The sequence below is a fragment of the Nonomuraea bangladeshensis genome, from assembly GCF_039529455.1.
GTDB lineage: Bacteria > Actinomycetota > Actinomycetes > Streptosporangiales > Streptosporangiaceae > Nonomuraea > Nonomuraea bangladeshensis.
Map to the genome: position 1 here is coordinate 97,259 of NZ_BAAAMV010000024.1, position 17,368 is coordinate 114,626.

The window sequence follows — 17,368 nt, forward strand, 5'->3', positions numbered from 1 at the left end:
GCCACTGAGGACCAGGGCCCTCGCCTTGCTCACACCGTGGTGTGCCTACCGAATGAGTTGTTCGTACACCTGCCGAGCCTGCGCGCTCGGCACCGCGTCGATCTCCGCCATCCGCTCCTTCAACAGCTCGAACGTCCGCCGTACCGCGGGCAGGCGCCCCAGCTCACCCTGAATCGACATCAGCAGGCACCACAGCACCTCACTGTGCGGATCGACCCGCTCCACCGCCAGCCGCAGGACGTCCACCGCCCGATCGGGATCCTCTGCCCGTGCCAACTCGGCGAGCCGCTCAGCCGCGTCCACCGCCTGCCGCTGAGCAGCCTGCCGCAGCGGGAGCACCCACAGATCATCTCGCCCAGCCAGCAATGGCCCCCGGTACAGAGCCAGCATCTCCTGCAAGGCGGCAAGTCGAGCGGACTCTCCCTCTGCGGTGCTCGTTCGTACGAAGGCGTCCTCGAATCGCCAGAAGTCCACGTCGAAGTAGGCGGCCGCCAACTGCCGGCGCTGCCTCACTTTCACCACGAACTTCACGCCGACCCCGAGACCGGACGCCTGTCGCATCACCTGGTTAAGCTGCCGGACCGCCGACTCCAGCAGCCGGCCACCTCGGTCACCATCGTCTGGCCACAGCGTGTCGATGATGCCCTGCGTCGACATGCCGTCCCGTGAGGCGGACAGTAGCGCGAACAGATCGGATGCCTCCGCGCGGCCGAAGGGAAGCTCCGCATTGCCATAAGACAGCCGGAGCGTTCCGAGTATCTCGACCTTCGCCTTTCCCTGCGCTGCCCCGAACCTGGGCTCCGCTTGTGGGCCAGGAGGAGGGACAGGAGCCGTTCCCTGCACATCAACGGTGCTTGTCTCGCCAGCGTCTTCTTCGACCTTGCCCAGCTGAGGCTCAACGACGTCGATCTCCACAGTGGAGGAGTCAACAGCAGCAGGCGCGACGGCGGGGCCAGTCGCATCGAAGTCGATCCCCTGTAGCTGCGCAGCTGTCGTCGTGTGGTCTGGAGCGTCAGGGGGTCCACTGGTGATCCCGTCCGTAGACTCTGCTACCACCCATCTCGGCCAGAAGCGCCGGCAGACGACCAGGGCAGCGCCCGACAGCATGACCATCAGCCCGAACACCAGCGCAGCACCAAGCGGCCCCCGTGTATCAGACGGCCGCCCCGCGCGCTGGACCGATACATCATCTCCACGTCCGGTCACCGCAGGTGGAGGAGACGATGGAGAGGGCGACGGCGAAGACTTCGGACCGGCATGGATTTCATGACGCGGCGATCGGGAGCCCTTCTTCAGACCATGGCGGCGGTCGGCCTGCCTGGCGTCATCGCCGTGGCCCGTTCCGGGTGTTGCCAGGTGATCCGTTCGCGAGACCGCTTCCCGCTGCTCGCGCTCCTCGTCTTCCCCTCGCCTGCGGTGCACCACGGGTGCATGTCGTGACGGCCTCACTTTCGAGACCGAGTCCTTCGGGGCTATGGAGATCGAGCCTTCCGGCGTCATGCGCACCTGCGGCCTCGGAGGCGCGATCTCCTCTACCGGCACACGCCGAGACTCCGCCAGCCGCTTCCCGAGGTCCGGTACCCGTCCCTCTTGCAGGTCCCTGTTGACAGATGCGCACCACTTCTCGATGTCGAACAGCTGGCGCGCTTGTTCTGAGACTGGCGGGCAATACGGCTCGGCAAAGGCCGAGCCCATGCTCGAGCCATCCAGCAGTACGAACGCCAACGCCCCCACGATGAGAACTCGACCGAGAAACGCAGCTTCTTCGCTCTTCCAGCTATTTGGAAGACATGCCCGAATCACCGGGCTTCTCCAGAGGGGTTGATCACGTCAATCGATCTACCACCTCGCCCTTAGTGTCACGCCATGGAAATTGAATGCAATTCATAAAGCCAGGAGATGATGACACTCACTGCGTCAGCTCTGGAGCGTGTTCAGACCATGCAAGAACCCGCGGCGACCCACCCGCAGGCCGCCTCCCACGCGTCGGCGCCCTTGCAGCTACACACGCCGTACGGGTCTGGACGTGAGTGCCGATCCATGATTCCGAATTGAAGTATCCGGAATGGTGAGGGAAGCAGAACTTGAAGGCTTCAGCCGCTGGCCGGCAGGCGGTCGAGCGTACGGATGAGGGCGGCACGCCCGGTGCGCAGGGCGGCGGCCGGGTCGTCTCCAACCGGCCCTTGCCAGCGGAGGTAGACCATGGTCGTGCCATGACGCATGCCTAGGGCGACATGGGCGACGGAGCGGCGGAGGGCACCCTTGAGGCCGCTTGGCGGGTCGGGGCGCCGCACGGCGAAGGTCCTGATCTCACCTGTCCACGGGCCCCTGGTGAAGGGCTCGAGTCCGGGATTGACGCTGTAGATCAGCTCGGCATCATCGGATGAGCACCAGCCGCTCCAGCCGAGCAGCTCGGAGCGGGCCTGTTCGGCGCTCTGCTCGTCAGGCAGGAACAGCACGCCCTCGGCGACCGACACCTCGCCGTCGAGGCGGCGGATCGCGGCCGGTGCACCGGCGTAGGCGATCTGTTCGTGGAATGGGTCTGCGCAGACCCGTTCGTGCGAGCCCGGCGTGTCTCCGGGGAGCGGCCACACCGCCATCTCCTTGCCGTACGCGGCCGGAGGAGGCAGGGCCGCGGCGACCACCACCGAGGCCGTACGGGCAGTGGGCGCGGGAACGGGGCGGGCGGAAACCCCGCCGACAGCGGCCAGCACCGATCCAGCCAGCGCGACGCCCTGGTTCAGCGGGCGCAGGTCCGGCTCGCCGCCCGCCGCGAACGGCCAGCCCCAGCTCACCTCCGCAAGCAGCCCGCCACGCGCGGCCACGACCGTGCCCCTGGCGCCGGAGTCGCCGTCCTCCGTCCAGTTCTCGGTGGTGGTCAGGGTTTGCATGCCGCGCCACCCCCACCGGTCGAAGTCGGTCACGGACTTGAGCGCGTCCTCCCCGGAGCACTCCCCCGTGCCACGCCGAGCCGCTGCGACCGCGCGTCCGGCCGCCTGGGGCGAGGTGATCCAGAACCGCACTTCCAGCTCGTCCACATCCGGGAGGAGCAACCGGCCGCTGTAGCCGGGGACGCCGGCGGGCGGCATGCGCGTCTCCACATCCTCAGGCCAGCACCAGGGGAACAGGGGCGTGTCAGGGCGGGTGACATAGGAGGCGTAGGTGGGGTCGTCGTCAAGGTGCTGGCGCAGCCGCTCAGCGATCTCCTCGATCGAGACGGCCGACCGCTCCGACATGGGCAGGGCGGGTGTCTTCACCTGATCGAGGGTGCCGAGGGTGAACAACAGGACGACGGCCGCGGCCGCGACACGTAGCCCGCTACGCCTGGCAAGATCCATAACGGGTATGACGCCGCGCACCTGCCCCAGGTTGTCTTCGGCGACTTCTCACGCCCAACACGATGCCGCAGAATCTAATAGCCGAAGACATCAAACGCCTTCGGCGACTTCTTGATGAAGAGGCCACGAGGCGGCCGAACATCAGGTATTCGACGAGCGCAGACCGCGTCAGAACCGAAAGATGGGTCCTGTAGTGGCGTAAAGCATGCAGACGTTGCGAAAGGTCTTCTGCCAACCGATGGGCCGATTCCACCACAGGCCGTTCATTGTGGCCGTGACCGGGTCATCCTCTCTCGTGCACTGACGCGTTTCGTTGGAAAGGCGGGTGAAGTCCCCGTCGACGGCGTCGATTGCGGCACATGCGGCCTCCCCGTGGGGATGTTGCTCGGTCTGGTCGGGACAGCGCATGGCAACTGCCTTCAAGGAAGTGTTCCCATGAGCCGAGATGGCGAGGAAGACCACGTTAGGCCGTACCGTCCCGTAGGCCGGAAGGGCTGTGGAAACGAGACAGAGACCAAGGCCGGCGCTCGCGAAGAGCAGGGGCAGGCGCATCGACACTCCAAGCGCTCAGTAACTTAAAGTTGTCATCACACTACTGTAAGCCATCGCTCTGTGCTTGTCATTGCGCAAGTAAGCCCCGCAAACAGGATCGCCGCTCGTTCGAGCCCCGCCTGACGTCGGCAGGACTCGGACAGTTCCACTCAGCCTCGATCCGACAAGATGAAGAATTCACTGCGATCTGCCGGTGGGACCTGCACGTCAGAGCGCGGGCTACCCGAAGGAGCGCTGGAGAAGTACCGCCATGGGACTTCAAGGGAAGATCAAAGTCCAGCCGGCGCCCGTTGCACCGTGGTTACGCTGCCGACCGTAACGATCAAGAGCATCGGGAGCCGAGAATGCCCGGAATGGGTGCACGGTGGCGCAGGCGGGTCTACGCCAGGACTCTGCTACTGGCGGGCGGAGCCACCGCCGCTGTAGGTGTCGCCATAGCCCTGGGCGGGGCAGGGACAGCCACGCCCAGCGGTCAGCAGAACTCCTCACCTCAGACCATGAACACTCGACAAGATGCCAGCAGCAAGGTGGTTGCCGCGCCTTCTCTTCTGCCGCGCAAGTCAACTACCTCATCCGGAAGCATCCCTGGCTCTGCGCACGAAGCGACCGGAGATCGAGACGGCGGCACAGGTGCTGCGAAGCCCGTCGTCGCGATCAAGACTCGCGAGCAGGCCGGTGCACCACATGGTCACCATGGACTCGTACGCCCCCGGCCGCCGGCCCACTCCTCAGCGGACCGCTACTTCCCTCGGCCGAGCCATCGGGTAAAGCGCGGACCCGCTGATCCGCATCCGATCTGGCCAGGCAACTCCGAACGGAGTGAGATCCCATCACTGATCGACATGAAGTGTGACGAGTTGTTCCCAGCTGACAAGCGTGAGTTCCGGCTGCGCAACGTCGCCTGCCATAGCCTCTTGGGCTGAATTGCCCCTCACCTGAGTGTGCGTGAGTTCTGGCGCCAAGCTCAGCGGCAGGTGCTACCACTCAGGTGAGAAGTCATGTTCAGCGCAGATGCCGCACCTCGAGGCCGTCTGGTCGTTGATCCGATGGGCGCTTTCTCCCAGGAAGCCGAGGCTCGTCTCTGGCCGTACCGCAGCAGGGTCAAGGCGGCTGAGGCGCCGAAGGTTAAGGCTGCGCACCCGAGTTGGGCAAGGGTCGCGAAGGTGAGCACCGACGGCATCCAGGTCAACCAGCGCCCTTGCGGGGCAGGAACCGCACCCGCGCCACCCGCTGGCCCGCGGGCGACCGGCACGCGTACCCGGCGGTGGCCGCATGTACTTCGGTGGCCCCGCAACACTCAGCCCCCGCAAGGAGCACCTCGGGGGCCTTCCATGAGCTCAATTGATGCGGCGACCAAAAGTTGATCAAGCCATGGCATCACAGCTCCGACTTGCTCGACCCCCGACATGCTGCGGTCCACAGTGACACCGTTCTACCCCTCTCGCTGGAACGGACCACTGATGTTCCCTCGCACCGCCCTGGCAGCCGCCGCCCTCAGCGTTTTGGTGGTCGCTTCTCCAGCTGCCGCTCAGTCCTCTGGCGGCTGGCGTGACGACGCAGGTTGGGGCTCGGTCAAGGTCTCGGCCGACCGCAAGCACATCACCGTCTGCGACTTGAGCGGTGACGGCCGAGCCGTCCGCGTCGAATACGCCACCACCTACCTGCAGACGTGGACGGTGGTCGACACCAACGGTGCCTGGTGGGGCTGCGGAACCGACTCCACCTTCTTCAGCCGCATCACCGTCTTCAAGCTCTGCGAGGGGCGCAAGTTCGGCACCTGCCGCCCGTCAATCTGGGTCTCCAGGAGCACGCTTACCTGAAGAAGCGAAGAGGACTGGAGTTCTGAGGAGCGCGCAAGATGAGCAGGGTCACTCCGACGTCGCTGGTGTCCCGCTCTTCGGGTGGAGCTGGACGCCGGTGAAGGCTTGAGGGCTGCATTGGTGCGTTTCCGGGGGGTTCTCGCCGAACCTGGTGAATTCATCGGTCGTCGCCACGCTCTTGATCTGTGCGGGTGTCAGTCCGAAGACGGACCGTAGATCCGCCCCGCGCAGATCGGCGTTCTTCACGTTGACGTTGCCCAGTTGAGCGTCGGAAAGGTCGGCGCCGCGCAGATTGGCCCCTTCCAGATTCGCATCCGTGAGGTTGGTCCTGACCAGGCACGCCCCATGAAAGTCGGCGAAGCGCAGATCTGCGCCGGAGAAGGAGGCGTAGAAGAGGTCGCTCTGGCTGAAGTCCGCGTGAGCGAGCTGGGCTCGTACAGAGAAGGACACGCGCGGGAAACGCGTCTCGGAGAAGTCGACCGTCCCGTCCTGGGGGCCGTTGAGGGCTACGGCGGTCGTGAGGGCCGCCTGGACGTCCGTCGGAAGGGCCTTGGCGGTCCTGGCCAGCATCATGTCACCGAAGGTGGCGGTGCATTGCGCGGCCGGTGGCTTGGAGAGGCAGAAGTCGTGATTGCGGACGAAGGCGGCGAGGACGTTACGGACGGTGAGGCGGTCACGCGGGGAGTCGCGGGCGAGGCGTTCCAGCGCGTAGATCCCGCCGAGTCGGCCGTCGGCCGAGGGCGAGGTCAGGAGGTCCACCGCCTTGCTGTATCGGTCGGTGAGCAGCACCCCGAACGACGTGACGACCGCGGTGATGCTCTGGAGCGGCCGCTGCCGGTGCGCGTCCCACAGCTCCTGACGCTCCTTGGCCGGAAGCGCGTTGAGCTCTTCCGGAGACGGCGGAATCACCGGTGGACGACGCAGTCGGAACATGTATCCCAGCAAAGGACACGGAGCAAGACTCCGCCAGTGAGATGGAGGCGGTGGTACCGACTCGTTGGCTACCACTCGCGTATCGCCGGTCGGCAACGATCTCGTACACCAGCACAATCCCTGCAGGGCCGAGGCCGAGCAGATGGATCTTCCGCATCAGCAGGGACAGAGCCGCCGATCGGCTCGCTCACCGCCAACTAACTCGACGGCGCAGACCCGCCGTTCAGAGCATGTGCCAACCAGTCCAAGGACCCCGAGCGTTGCACTTCTTCTGCCAGACGCTTGCCCGTCTCCGTGGCGAGTGCGGCAACCGACGTGTCGATCCAGCCCTGCACGTTCTGGTGGCCCTGGTCGCGGTACTCGAGGGCCTGCATCAGGCAGTCGAGCTTGTCGGCGTCTCGCGCGCAGACCGCTTCCAGGCTGGTCTTCGTTTCGTACTCGTCCACTGCTCCGGTGATCACGTCGGCGACTGGGCCGGGGATGTCGCGGACCTGGTCAGCGGTGACTTGCTCGTTGGGCGCGACCTGCAGATAGCGCTTCCCCAGATAGGGGATGTCGGTGGTGCGCGTCTCCTGCGTGTCGTGGAACAGACTCAGGAACGCTGCCCGCTGAGGATCTGCGCCTTCCATGGCGGCGAGTACCGCGGCGATGATCGCCGTACGGAAGGAGTGCTCAGCGATACTCTCCGGCTCTCGAACTCCGGCGATCAGCCACCCTGTGCGCTTGTACCGCTTGAGCAGACCGATCTCGTAGAGCAGGCCCGCCAGCCCTGCCAGATCCTCCACGTAGGAACCCCCTCAACCTCGGTCGATCATGCGCAGAGCGTAGACCACGGCCTCAAGCTCACGCCTGGACCGATCCGATACTGCCGGGAAATCCAGTGCTTGACGAGCGCTTCCGATCACTTGCTTCGCCGCTGAAGGCGACAGCGCGTCCGGTCGCAGCATGATCAGGGCCCACAGCGTGTGGGTCACCACCTCCATGTAGGGGTTGACCGGCTCCAACCTGTTCGCCAGGTGTCGCAAGAGTTTTGTGCCCTGCCAGGATTCCAAGCCGAGCTCGATCATGAACAGGTCCGTCACCTGGGGCTCGGATGCTTCCCCCAGCCAGTAGGCCCAGTAGTTGAGGTTGGCCATCTCGCAGACGTCGTCCGACAGCCTCGTGCTGATGAACTCTTGCAGACCTTCCCGGTCGCCCAACCTCGCCAGCGAGTGGGCGCCGGAGCGGACCACCGCCCATGAAGGAGTCCACTCGCTGGTGCGCCGCAGCCGGCGCATCTCGGAGCGTTGCATGCTGGCCAGCCACTCTCCGGTATCTGGTGACTCGTCGAAGCTCGCCACGTAGTACGCCTGCCGCCGCAGCAGTGCGCTCCGCGGTTCATCATCTGTTGCGCTCTCTGCGGCGATCTTCAGATGCTCGAAGAAGTGTGCTCGTTCACCGGCCTCCAACGCAGGTGAGGGGGCCGCAGGACCACGCCGTCGCGTCTCACTGGCCAGGTGCCGGAACGCGGAAGGCGGATTCGCCGTGAGCGGCCATGATGCGAATTCCGTGAACGTTCGGTTGATCACCCACGAGGCAAGCGGATGCTCATCAGCCACGTGGGTGGTCGGATGGTTCAGCACGTGCCCGATGAACTGATCGGCTTCGAGAGCTGTGTCGAGCTGCCGTACGAGCTGTGGATGAGCGTCCAGTTGGAGTAGCGATTGCCGCAGAGCCAAGTAGGTCGCCATGGGGATCGCCATGAGGGGCCGGCGTCCCGACTCCCATCCCTGCACGGTGGTGACGTCGATCTGGAGCCGCTCGGCGAAGCGTTCCTGGGTGAGCCCCACAGACTGGCGGATGATCTTCAGCGTGTGGCCCGAAATGCGGCCCTCATGCGCGCGCTCAGCGAGGCCCTGACCACCAGTCAGGGTTGGCGTCCTGCGGGAAGCCATGATGGTGATCACCGCCGTTGCTACTCGTACTCGGGGTCAGTACCCGGCCGCATCGGCCTTGCCTAGCGTGGCTTTCAGCGAGCCCAGCGTAACTCTCATCAGCGCTGGGGTGGTGGAAACCTAGAGGCAGGAGGCGGGAATGCGACCCAGGCGAGCCCGGCCACGACACGCAGCGCTCCGCAAGAAGCACGACACGATGGCCGACGCGAGCACCACCCCGAGCGAGGCTCACCTCCTGGCTCAGGACGTGGAACGCCGGTGTCGCCGCCGCTGGTCGCTCATGTGGGAGCCCTACCGCCAGGTCTTCACCGCATATCCGGTGTTCGACTACGACGTCCACACTCCCGTCGAAGCGAAGACCGCTCCCGAGCTGTGGCGCGTAATCACCGAAGACGACCCCGAACTACTCCGCGTCACCGTAGAAGCTCTCCCTGCTCATCCGCCCACGAATCTGCACCTGTCTCCCAGCTTCCTCCTTCAGGAGGTGTCATGGTGACCAAGCAAGACGTGGCCCAGCAGCCGGCTCGGAGCTCGGACGGGCATCCAGCGGCACGTCTTGGTGTGGGACAGACGCGGGAGAGAGTTGCCCCTGTAGCTGTCCGCACTCTACGGAGGCTCTGGTCTCGCCCCCATGAGCCGTCGTGACGGGCCCGCGCCGCTCCAACTCCCTTCCCACCTCCTGCGGCAGTAAAGGTCTACGCCCATGAATTCCATCATGCTCGCCGTGATCAACAGCGGTCTTCCGCGCCGGCCGAGGCCCACAGCACTGCCAGAAACGGCTTCTCAACCGGCGCAGCCAACCGGGCCGAGCGCGGAGATGATCGACGACACCTCGCGACCGCCGCCCGCGCCGACCTGACCCTCAACGCCGTTCCACGACCTGATTCACCAGATTGATCGGCGAACCCCGAACATCAGCGTGGATCTCATCTTGCTCGCCTACAGAGACCCCTGGTCCCCCGATCTACCGCAGGACGCCGCTGTCCGTCGGGGACTCGTTCTACCGCTCATCGTTGCCAGCCTGGTGCTGCTGCTCGTCCTCGGTGACACCAGGCCCACCTCGGCCAACCTGCCGTACTGCTGCTTGCGAGACCCGCCCTGTCAGGGGTGCGCGACCTGACCCGGCGTGTCCGATGGACAGCGATGACCAGCCCCGCCAACGTGAACGCGCGCCGCACCGCCCCCTCTGCGAAGCCCTGACCCGACAGACCAAGGAGATCATCTGTGACTGGCACGACCATCGACGAGTCTCGCGCCGCTGAACTGAGGGACAAACTGGCGAATGAGCTCAAGGAAGCCGGATTCATCCGGTCACCCCAGGTGGAAGCAGCGTTCCGTACGGTGCCGCGGCATGCGTTCGTGCCTAGTGACACTCCGCTGGAGGTCACATATGAGGCCGACAGCGCGGTGGTGACCAAGCGGGATGCCAACGGCATGGCGCTCTCTTCCGTCAGCGCCGCGTTCATACAGACGGCGATGATCGAGCAGGCCGAGCTCCGGCCTGGCGGGGCCGTGCTGGAGATCGGGTCGGGTGGCGTGAACGCCGCGATGCTGGCCGAGGTCGTCGGGCCGCACGGCCAGGTGGTCAGCGTGGACATCGACGCGGAGGTGACCGAACGCGCCGTCGCCCTCCTCGGCGCCACCAGATATGGCGACCGAGTCACCGTGCTCACGACCGATGCCGAGCACGACATCCCAGGGTTCGGGCCGTTCGACGCGATCATCGTGACGGCCGGCGCCTGGGATCTGGCCCCGGCATGGCGACGCCAGCTGGTCAAGGGCGGCACGATCGTCGTGCCGTTGCGGATGAACGGTGTCAGCCGCTCCATCGCGTTCCAGCGCACGAACGAACACCTCGTCAGCACGTCGTCCGTCGTGTGCGGGTTCGTCCCCATGCAGGGAGCCGGAGCACACATCGACCGGGAGTTCCGGCTGCCTGACCCGAGCGGCCATGTGATCATTCTCCGGTTCGACGACGGAGCACCCGAGGATCCAGCGCTGCTGAACGGTGTCCTGGCGACGGATCGCAGTGAGGCATGGTCCGGCGTCACGATCCCTGATGGCGAGTCGTTCGCCGACTTGTACCTGTGGTTTGCCGGCTTCCTGCCGGGCTTCTGCCGACTGGCCGCCGGGGAAGGCACCGAACTGGTCCAGAAGCCGCAGACGTGGTTTCCTTTCGGCTGCATCCTCGGCGACTCCTTCGCCTACCTGTCAAGAAGGCCTGCCGCGGAGGGTACCGGTATCGAGTTCGGCGCACGCGCTTACGGGCCACACGGCCACGACGCCGCCATGGCCATGGTCGAGCAGATTCAGGCGTGGGACACGCAGGCCAGGAACCGGCCCGAGCCCACATTCGCCTACTGGCCGACCGGCCACCTCCCCGCCCAGCTGCCTGAAGGTACAGCCGTCCTCAACAAGACCCACGGTCTCGTCACGATCTCCTGGCCCACCGGCTGAGCGACCGTCCATCCGATCAAAGCCAGGATGCCCCACACCCAATCCCGAAACATGAGGAGTGTGATCAGATGCCCCCATCGCTGACCATCGACGCCGTCGAGGTCCAGAACCCCACTGACGTCGCCGACGAGGAGTGGACGCTGGACATGCGCGTCGTCGAGGCCACCACGCCGCTGGTGATCATGATGTGCGGCACCGACGACGGGTGCGGCAGCACCTGCAGCGGCAGTGCCTGCAACACCAGCTCCAACGACCCGTCCTAGCCCACTCTCTGCCGCCGGCGCCCACGCCCCATGTGCGCGTCGGCGGCGCGGCTCACCATCGACCAAGGAGAGGGGATCACGATGAGCGTCCCCCCGCTCTTTCAACACAGTCGCCTGGTCATGGTGCGGGCGAGCACCGACCCGGGCGATCTCGAACTACCCGCGCACCTCGACCTCAACGACGAGGTCGCCGTCCTGGAGGAAGGGCGGGCATGGCTGACAAAGGTATGGGCACGCGATGACGTACGAGAGGCGTTGCAGATCGCCAGTCCTGCCCTGACCGCGAGCGTCAACGCCTTGCTCGACACGGACACCGCGTCAGCGCGCGATCTGCGCCGTGCGGTCCTGTCCACCGGCGCCTATCTGCTGCGCTGGCAGCGCCGCGCAACCCCGTTCGGACTGTTCGCCGGAATCACCACGGCCGACATCGGCCCCGCCCGTGCCGATGTCGGCACCCGCCACCAGGCGTTCGCGCGGGCGGACGCCGATTGGGTCACCTCCCTAGCGAATCACCTTGAGCAGCATCAGGACCTTCGTCCCCGGCTGGCGGTGGTGACAAACAACCTTGGCATCGCCCGCGATGGCCGCTTCATCGTGCCCGTCCGGACGACAGACGGCGACCTCCATGCCCCGAGTCGCGGGCGTGAAGTATCCGTGCGCCTGACACGCCCTCTACGTTTCGCCCTGGCCGAGGCAACGACCCCGATCCGGTTGAGCCAGCTCGCCGCCAAACTGGCCGAGCGCTTTCCTGATACGCAGTGCGACAAGATCCTCGAGCTGCTGAACGCTCTGGTGGACCAGCGCATCCTCATCACCAGCCTTCGGCCGCCCATGACGGCCGCTAACCCCGTAGTTCATCTGATCAACGCCCTGCGCGGCGCGGGCGTCGAGGACCTTGCCCACGTCATGGAGCTGCTGCGTCACCTCGAAAGCATCCGCGATCTACTGGCCCGTCATGACAGCGTCACCGACTCCGGGCAGGCCGCCCGTCTGCGCGCCGCCGCCGGAACCCAGATGGCCAAGCTCGCCCCTAACCCTGCCCTGGCCGTCGACGTGGCCCTCGACGCGCGCATCAGCATCCCTGAACTCGTCCTGGAGGAAGCCGCGCGCGCCGCCACCGTGTTGCTGCGGCTGTCCACGGAGCCGTTCGGCCGTACCACGTGGATGGATTACCACGCCCGTTTCCTCGCCCGCTACGGTCCCGGTGCTCTTGTACCGGTGAAAGAGCTGGTGGCCGACTCGGGGCTCGGCTTCCCCGCCGGCTACCTCGGCGCACCCCGGGCCCGGCCAACCTGGCGCATGCTCACCGAACGCGACGCCTACCTGCTGAGTCTCATCCAAGAGGCCGCCATGTCCGGAGCCGACGAACTCGTCCTCACCGAGGCCGACATCACCGCCCTCACCGTGGGCGATCCCGACACCGTGGTGCCGCCGCAGCGCGTTGAGCTCGGCGTCGCGCTGCACGCCGCTTCCACCGAGGCGATCGATCGCGGCGAGTTCGACCTGCGCGTCGTTGCCGCACCCCGCGCCTCCTCCAGCATGGCCGGGCGATTCGCTCACCTCTTGGATGACGACAGCCGCATGCGACTCGCCGCTTCCCACGCCCAGCAGGACGGCTCCGGCGTCGTGACGGCGCAGCTGTCCTTCCCGCCTGCTCGCCTCCACAACGAGAACATCACGCGAGTCCCGCCGCTTGTCCCGCACGTCGTCCATCTGGGTGAGCATTCCGGTAAAGACGCGATTGACGTGAATGACCTGGCAGTCACTGCCGACGCCGCTCACCTATACCTGGTGCAGTCCTCCACAGGCCGGCTCGTCGCGCCCCGGATCATGCATGCGCTGGACGTCGTGGTGCACACGCCTCCGCTGGCCCGCTTCCTCGCCGAGATTGCCGAGGCTCGCAGCGCGGTCTTCAGGCCGTTCGACTTCGGTGCCGCCCGCACCCTTCCCTACCTCCCTCGTATTCGTTACCGGCGCACCATCCTGGCTCCCGCCCGCTGGACACTCGCCCGCACCGACCTCCTCCCCCGCATCAGACAGGGCTGGGACGCGGCACTGCAGACGTGGCGGCAACAGACGCGGGCACCGGCACGTGTCCTGCTCTGCCATGACGACCTCCGTCTCCCCCTCGACCTTGATCAGCCGCTGGACCGCGCCGTGCTCCGGACACGGCTCGAGCGGACCGGACAGGTCGAGCTGCAAGAGGACCACCCGCCGCACGGCTTCGACTGGATTGGCCGCCCGGCAGAGCTGCTGATCCCGATGACCACGGTCCAGCCGCCCCGTCGCCACCTCCCTGCCACTGCCATCCGCGGCCTTGCAATGCCGCCGGGCGACGGCGCGGTGCTGTGCGGACACCTGGTGGGTAACCCGGCACGATTCGACGACATCCTCACCCGGCACCTGCCCGCCTTCGTGGCCGAGGTCGCCGACATGATCACCTACTGGTGGATGCGCCGCCACCGCGACATGATCCGGCTCGACGCCGACCAATACCTCACCGTGTGCCTCCGTCTCTCGGATCCAAGCCACTACGGGCCGGTCGCAGCTCGGTTGAGTGCGCTCGCCACCCGGCTGCAAGCACGCGGCCTGGCCTCGTGTCTCACCCTGGCCACCTACCACGAGCAGCCCGGCCGGTATGGCAACGGCGCTGCCCTGGCCGCGGCCGAGCAGGTATTCGCCACCGATACCCAGGCAGCCATCGCTCAGATCACCCTGGCCACCACCACCGGGCTGCCTGGACAAGCGCTGGCCGCCGCATCCATGACGCATCTGGCCGCCGCGTTCGCCTCCGACCACACCACCGGCTACCGCACGCTGGTCGATCACCTGGAGCAGCAGACCGGACCGCTGGACCGGACACTGCGCGACCACGCGCTCGCCTTGAGCGACCCCACCAGCGACTACCAAGCCGCCCGCGCTTTTCCAGGTGGAGAAGCCGTCGCCGCCGCCTGGCGAACCCGCGACGCCGCGCTGGCCGTCTACCATCACGCCCTCGCCCAGCAACGCACGCCGGCCACAGTGCTACGAACTCTGCTGCACGACCACCACGTACGCGCCCTCGGCGTCGATCCCGAGTTCGAGCAGGTAACCAACCGCCTCACCCGCGCCGCCGCACTACGCCGCCTGGCCCTTGCAGGTGCTCAATGAGCGGCCGCCCAGCGTCGCACCCCGTGGACCTCACCGCCCGCGACATAGAACGGCAATCACTGGCCAAGGGATCAGCCGCGACAGCGCTCCTGCACATCGAACGCGCCCTGACCGGCACCGGAGACTGGGCAACCGCTCACGCTCACATCAAGCACACCACAGCCGGACCGATCGACAGCGCACCACACACCGGCCTCTACTACGGGGTACCAGCCATCGCGTTCATCCTGCACGCCGCCGGCACAAGCGGTGATGCCCGCTACCAGACAGCAGCCCGCGCCCTGGACAAGCACGTCACGCGGCTCGCCCAGCGGCGCCTGGCCACCGCGATGGAACGGATGAGGCGCCGCATGCCCGCCACCTTCGCCGAATACGACCTGTTCCGCGGACTGACCGGGATCGGCGTGCTCCTGCTCCTGCGCGCCCCCGGCAGCGATCTCCTCGGCGGCATCCTCAACTACCTGATCCGGCTGTCCAAGCCACGCCGCATCGACGGGCAAGAGCTACCGGGCTGGTGGGTCAACCACGACCCCGACCCGCTGCTGCCCACCCCGGGCGGGCACGTCAACGTCGGCCTCGCCCACGGCATAGCCGGCCCGCTCGCCCTGCTGTCCCTGGCCACCCTGCGCGGCTGCAAGATGCCAGGCCAGATAGACGCCATCCACGCACTGGCCCGCTGGTTCGACCAATGGCGGCAATCCTCCCAGGACGGATTGTGGTGGCCGCAGTGGCTCACCCGCAACGAGCTGCGCACCGGCCGCACCAACCAGACGACCCCTGGCCGGCCGTCCTGGTGCTACGGCACTGCCGGGATCGCCCGCGCCCTGCAACTGGCCGCCCTCGCCATCGACGACCCCATCCGGCGCGGGATCGCCGAAATGGCGATGGCCGAGTGCCTGACCGACCAGCAACTCTGCAAAATCACCGGACCAGGCCTGTGCCACGGCATGGCCGGGGTGTACCAGACCGCCTTCCGAGCCGCCCGAGACGCCGCCACCCCCACGATCGACCAACGGCTCCCCACACTCGCCGCCGCCCTCACCCAGCACGCGGCTGACGCGCCGGACGAGGCCGAAGGGCTGCCGGACGGACCGGCCGGAGTCGGCCTGGCCCTGGAGACCGCACGTCACATCACTCTCCCACGCTCGGGATGGGACGCATGCCTCCTCATCACCTGACCACCGCCACTCCAGCCCAACTCGCCACCGGCGTCCTCGCCCTCCTTACCGGAGCCGACCTCGGCTTGGTCGCCGCCGACATCGGAGTCGACCCGACCGCCCTCGAAGAAGCCGCCATCGCCTACCAGGCTGCAGGGCTGACAGCGCTCGAACGTCGAGCCGAGACGGGCTGGTACCAGCTACGCATCCAATTCCCCTCCCAGGAAACCGCGGAGCAGATCGGCGCCCACCACCTCGGACCCCGCCTGCAACAACTCCAGGCACGCGGCGCGATCAACAGCTGGTGGTTCCTGCGCAAGCCCCCCGGCTGGCGACTACGCCTCCACGACGCCGACATCCCCGCCGTCGACCATGTACTGGACGAGTTGGCCGCGGCGGGAACGCTCACCCGCTGGTGGCCGACCATCTACGAACCGGAAACCGCCGCCTTCGGCGGCCCCGCCGGCGAGCAAGCCGCGCACGATCTGTTCTGCGCCGACAGCCTCGGCGTCCTCGACTACGCCCGCCAGGACAGCCCCGGCCTCGGCCGCCGCGAAATGTCCATCCTTCTGATCAACGCCCTCTTTCAAGCCGCAGGGCTGGATTGGTTTGAACGCGGCGACGTCTTCGCCCGCGTGACCCACATGCGGCCCGCGCCCACCCCCGTCGACACCGGCCGCGTCGACGTGCTGACCGCCAACATACGCACGCTGCTGACCATCCCCACACAACCCCACCACGCCCCGTTCGCCCCCGGCGGGCCTGCGGCGTTCGCCGCACCATGGCTGTTGGCATGGCAGAGCGCCGGCAACCAGCTCGGCCGTGCCGCAGCAGAAGGACGCCTCGACCGCGGCCTGCGTGCCCTCCTCACCCACATCGTGATCTTCCACTGGAACCGGCTCGGTCTCCCGGCCACCACGCAAGGCATCCTGTCCCACGCGGCCACGGCCGCCTTCCTGCCCCGGACCTGACCATGGACCCAGCCACGCTGCACCCCGTCGTCCGCCGCTTCCCGCTCCTCGGCCGCCCCCGCCCTGCCTGCCCATCACTCCCCGAACGGATCAAGGAGATCGCCGACATTGCCGACACCGCCACCAGCCCCGGCGCTGACGCCCTGCACCAAGGTGCACATGCGCTGAACAAGGCCGCGCTACTGGCCAGCGACTGCGGCCTTCCTGACCTGGCGCGCGACCTGTGCTGGCAGCACATCAACGTCTATCGCGAGGCCGGTCACCCACTGACCGTGCTCCAAGCGAGATACATGCTCGAGCCCGCCCTCAACCTCGCCCGCCTCCAGATCCGGGCCGATGCCGGACAGCACGCTCTACGGCTGCTGGACGCGCTGTATCAGGCAACCGTCAACGGCACCGACCTGATGATCGAGGGCCGCCGCCTGCCTCTGGCCAACCTCACCGGGACCCCACAAGAGCATCACAAGCTGCGCGAATGGGTCTGGCTTCAATACCTCGCCGACGGCATCCGCGCTCTGGCCCTTGCCGGACGCTGGGACGAAGCGGTCACCCACGCTCGAGCCCACAACGGGATCGGCGAGCACCTCATGGAAGGGCGACAGGCCGAGATCATCACTCATCTCCTGCACGGCGATCCGCACGCGGCTCAAGGCGACTTGGAGGAATGCGGGACTGTAAAACTAACGGCGGATCTGATGATCAAGGAAGAGACGCTTGATGTCCGAGACCGCCGTGGAGTCGCTGTCGATGAACGAACTGCCTGTCGAGCCGGACCGCTCGATGACGGACGAGC

Annotated in this window: 13 protein-coding genes and 1 pseudogene; 8 read left to right on the forward strand and 6 right to left on the reverse strand. The window is 66.8% G+C overall.

All coding sequences use genetic code 11. From position 1 onward, the window contains the following. Positions 1–45: 45 nt before the first annotated feature. From ABD292_RS47615 to ABD292_RS49160, 3 genes are all read right to left on the reverse strand, one after another. Positions 46–1,725 carry an AfsR/SARP family transcriptional regulator gene (locus ABD292_RS47615; RefSeq protein ID WP_344219891.1) on the reverse strand — a complete coding sequence of 560 codons (1,680 nt, stop codon included), beginning with the start codon at positions 1,723–1,725 and terminating at the stop codon, positions 46–48. 368 nt (positions 1,726–2,093) lie between these two features. Next, a complete protein-coding gene (locus ABD292_RS47620; RefSeq protein WP_344219893.1) occupies positions 2,094–3,257 on the reverse strand; it encodes a hypothetical protein in 1,164 nt (387 codons plus the stop codon). Positions 3,258–3,506: 249 nt separating this feature from the next. Continuing rightward, positions 3,507–3,890, reverse strand: a complete 384-nt coding sequence (locus ABD292_RS49160; protein ID WP_425565253.1) for an SSI family serine proteinase inhibitor — start codon at positions 3,888–3,890, stop codon at positions 3,507–3,509. 1,460 nt (positions 3,891–5,350) lie between these two features. Here ABD292_RS49160 and ABD292_RS47625 point away from each other — a divergent pair. After that, positions 5,351–5,710 carry a hypothetical protein gene (locus tag ABD292_RS47625; protein ID WP_344219895.1) on the forward strand — a complete coding sequence of 120 codons (360 nt, stop codon included), beginning with the start codon at positions 5,351–5,353 and terminating at the stop codon, positions 5,708–5,710. 48 nt (positions 5,711–5,758) lie between these two features. Here ABD292_RS47625 and ABD292_RS47630 read toward each other — a convergent pair whose 3' ends face one another. The 3 genes from ABD292_RS47630 to ABD292_RS47640 form a co-directional block, all read right to left on the reverse strand. Beyond that, positions 5,759–6,643, reverse strand: a complete 885-nt coding sequence (locus tag ABD292_RS47630) for a pentapeptide repeat-containing protein (protein WP_344219897.1) — start codon at positions 6,641–6,643, stop codon at positions 5,759–5,761. A 197-nt stretch (positions 6,644–6,840) separates the two neighbouring features. After that, positions 6,841–7,428, reverse strand: a complete 588-nt coding sequence (locus ABD292_RS47635; protein WP_344219899.1) for an HD domain-containing protein — start codon at positions 7,426–7,428, stop codon at positions 6,841–6,843. Between the two features lie 12 nt (positions 7,429–7,440). Beyond that, positions 7,441–8,589 carry a helix-turn-helix domain-containing protein gene (locus ABD292_RS47640; RefSeq protein ID WP_344219901.1) on the reverse strand — a complete coding sequence of 383 codons (1,149 nt, stop codon included), beginning with the start codon at positions 8,587–8,589 and terminating at the stop codon, positions 7,441–7,443. Between the two features lie 127 nt (positions 8,590–8,716). Between ABD292_RS47640 and ABD292_RS47645 the strand changes: the two genes are divergently transcribed. The 7 genes and pseudogenes from ABD292_RS47645 to ABD292_RS47675 form a co-directional block, all read left to right on the forward strand. Further along, positions 8,717–9,073 carry a hypothetical protein gene (locus ABD292_RS47645; protein WP_344219903.1) on the forward strand — a complete coding sequence of 119 codons (357 nt, stop codon included), beginning with the start codon at positions 8,717–8,719 and terminating at the stop codon, positions 9,071–9,073. A 728-nt stretch (positions 9,074–9,801) separates the two neighbouring features. Then, positions 9,802–11,034 carry a methyltransferase, FxLD system gene (fxlM, locus tag ABD292_RS47650; protein ID WP_344219905.1) on the forward strand — a complete coding sequence of 411 codons (1,233 nt, stop codon included), beginning with the start codon at positions 9,802–9,804 and terminating at the stop codon, positions 11,032–11,034. Positions 11,035–11,102: 68 nt separating this feature from the next. After that, a complete protein-coding gene (locus ABD292_RS47655; protein ID WP_344219907.1) occupies positions 11,103–11,297 on the forward strand; it encodes an FxLD family lanthipeptide in 195 nt (64 codons plus the stop codon). An 81-nt stretch (positions 11,298–11,378) separates the two neighbouring features. Continuing rightward, positions 11,379–14,447 (forward strand): lantibiotic dehydratase, encoded by a 3,069-nt coding sequence (locus ABD292_RS47660; protein WP_344219910.1) that lies wholly within the window; start codon positions 11,379–11,381, stop codon positions 14,445–14,447. Between the two features lie 23 nt (positions 14,448–14,470). Continuing rightward, a complete protein-coding gene (locus ABD292_RS47665; RefSeq protein WP_344219913.1) occupies positions 14,471–15,625 on the forward strand; it encodes a lanthionine synthetase C family protein in 1,155 nt (384 codons plus the stop codon). Next, complete coding sequence (locus ABD292_RS47670; protein WP_344219915.1) at positions 15,607–16,575, forward strand: thiopeptide-type bacteriocin biosynthesis protein; 969 nt, start codon at positions 15,607–15,609, stop codon at positions 16,573–16,575. The genes ABD292_RS47665 and ABD292_RS47670 overlap by 19 nt, the downstream gene beginning before the upstream one ends. A gap of 2 nt (positions 16,576–16,577) precedes the next feature. After that, a pseudogene (locus ABD292_RS47675) lies at positions 16,578–17,368 on the forward strand (hypothetical protein); the annotation flags it as partial.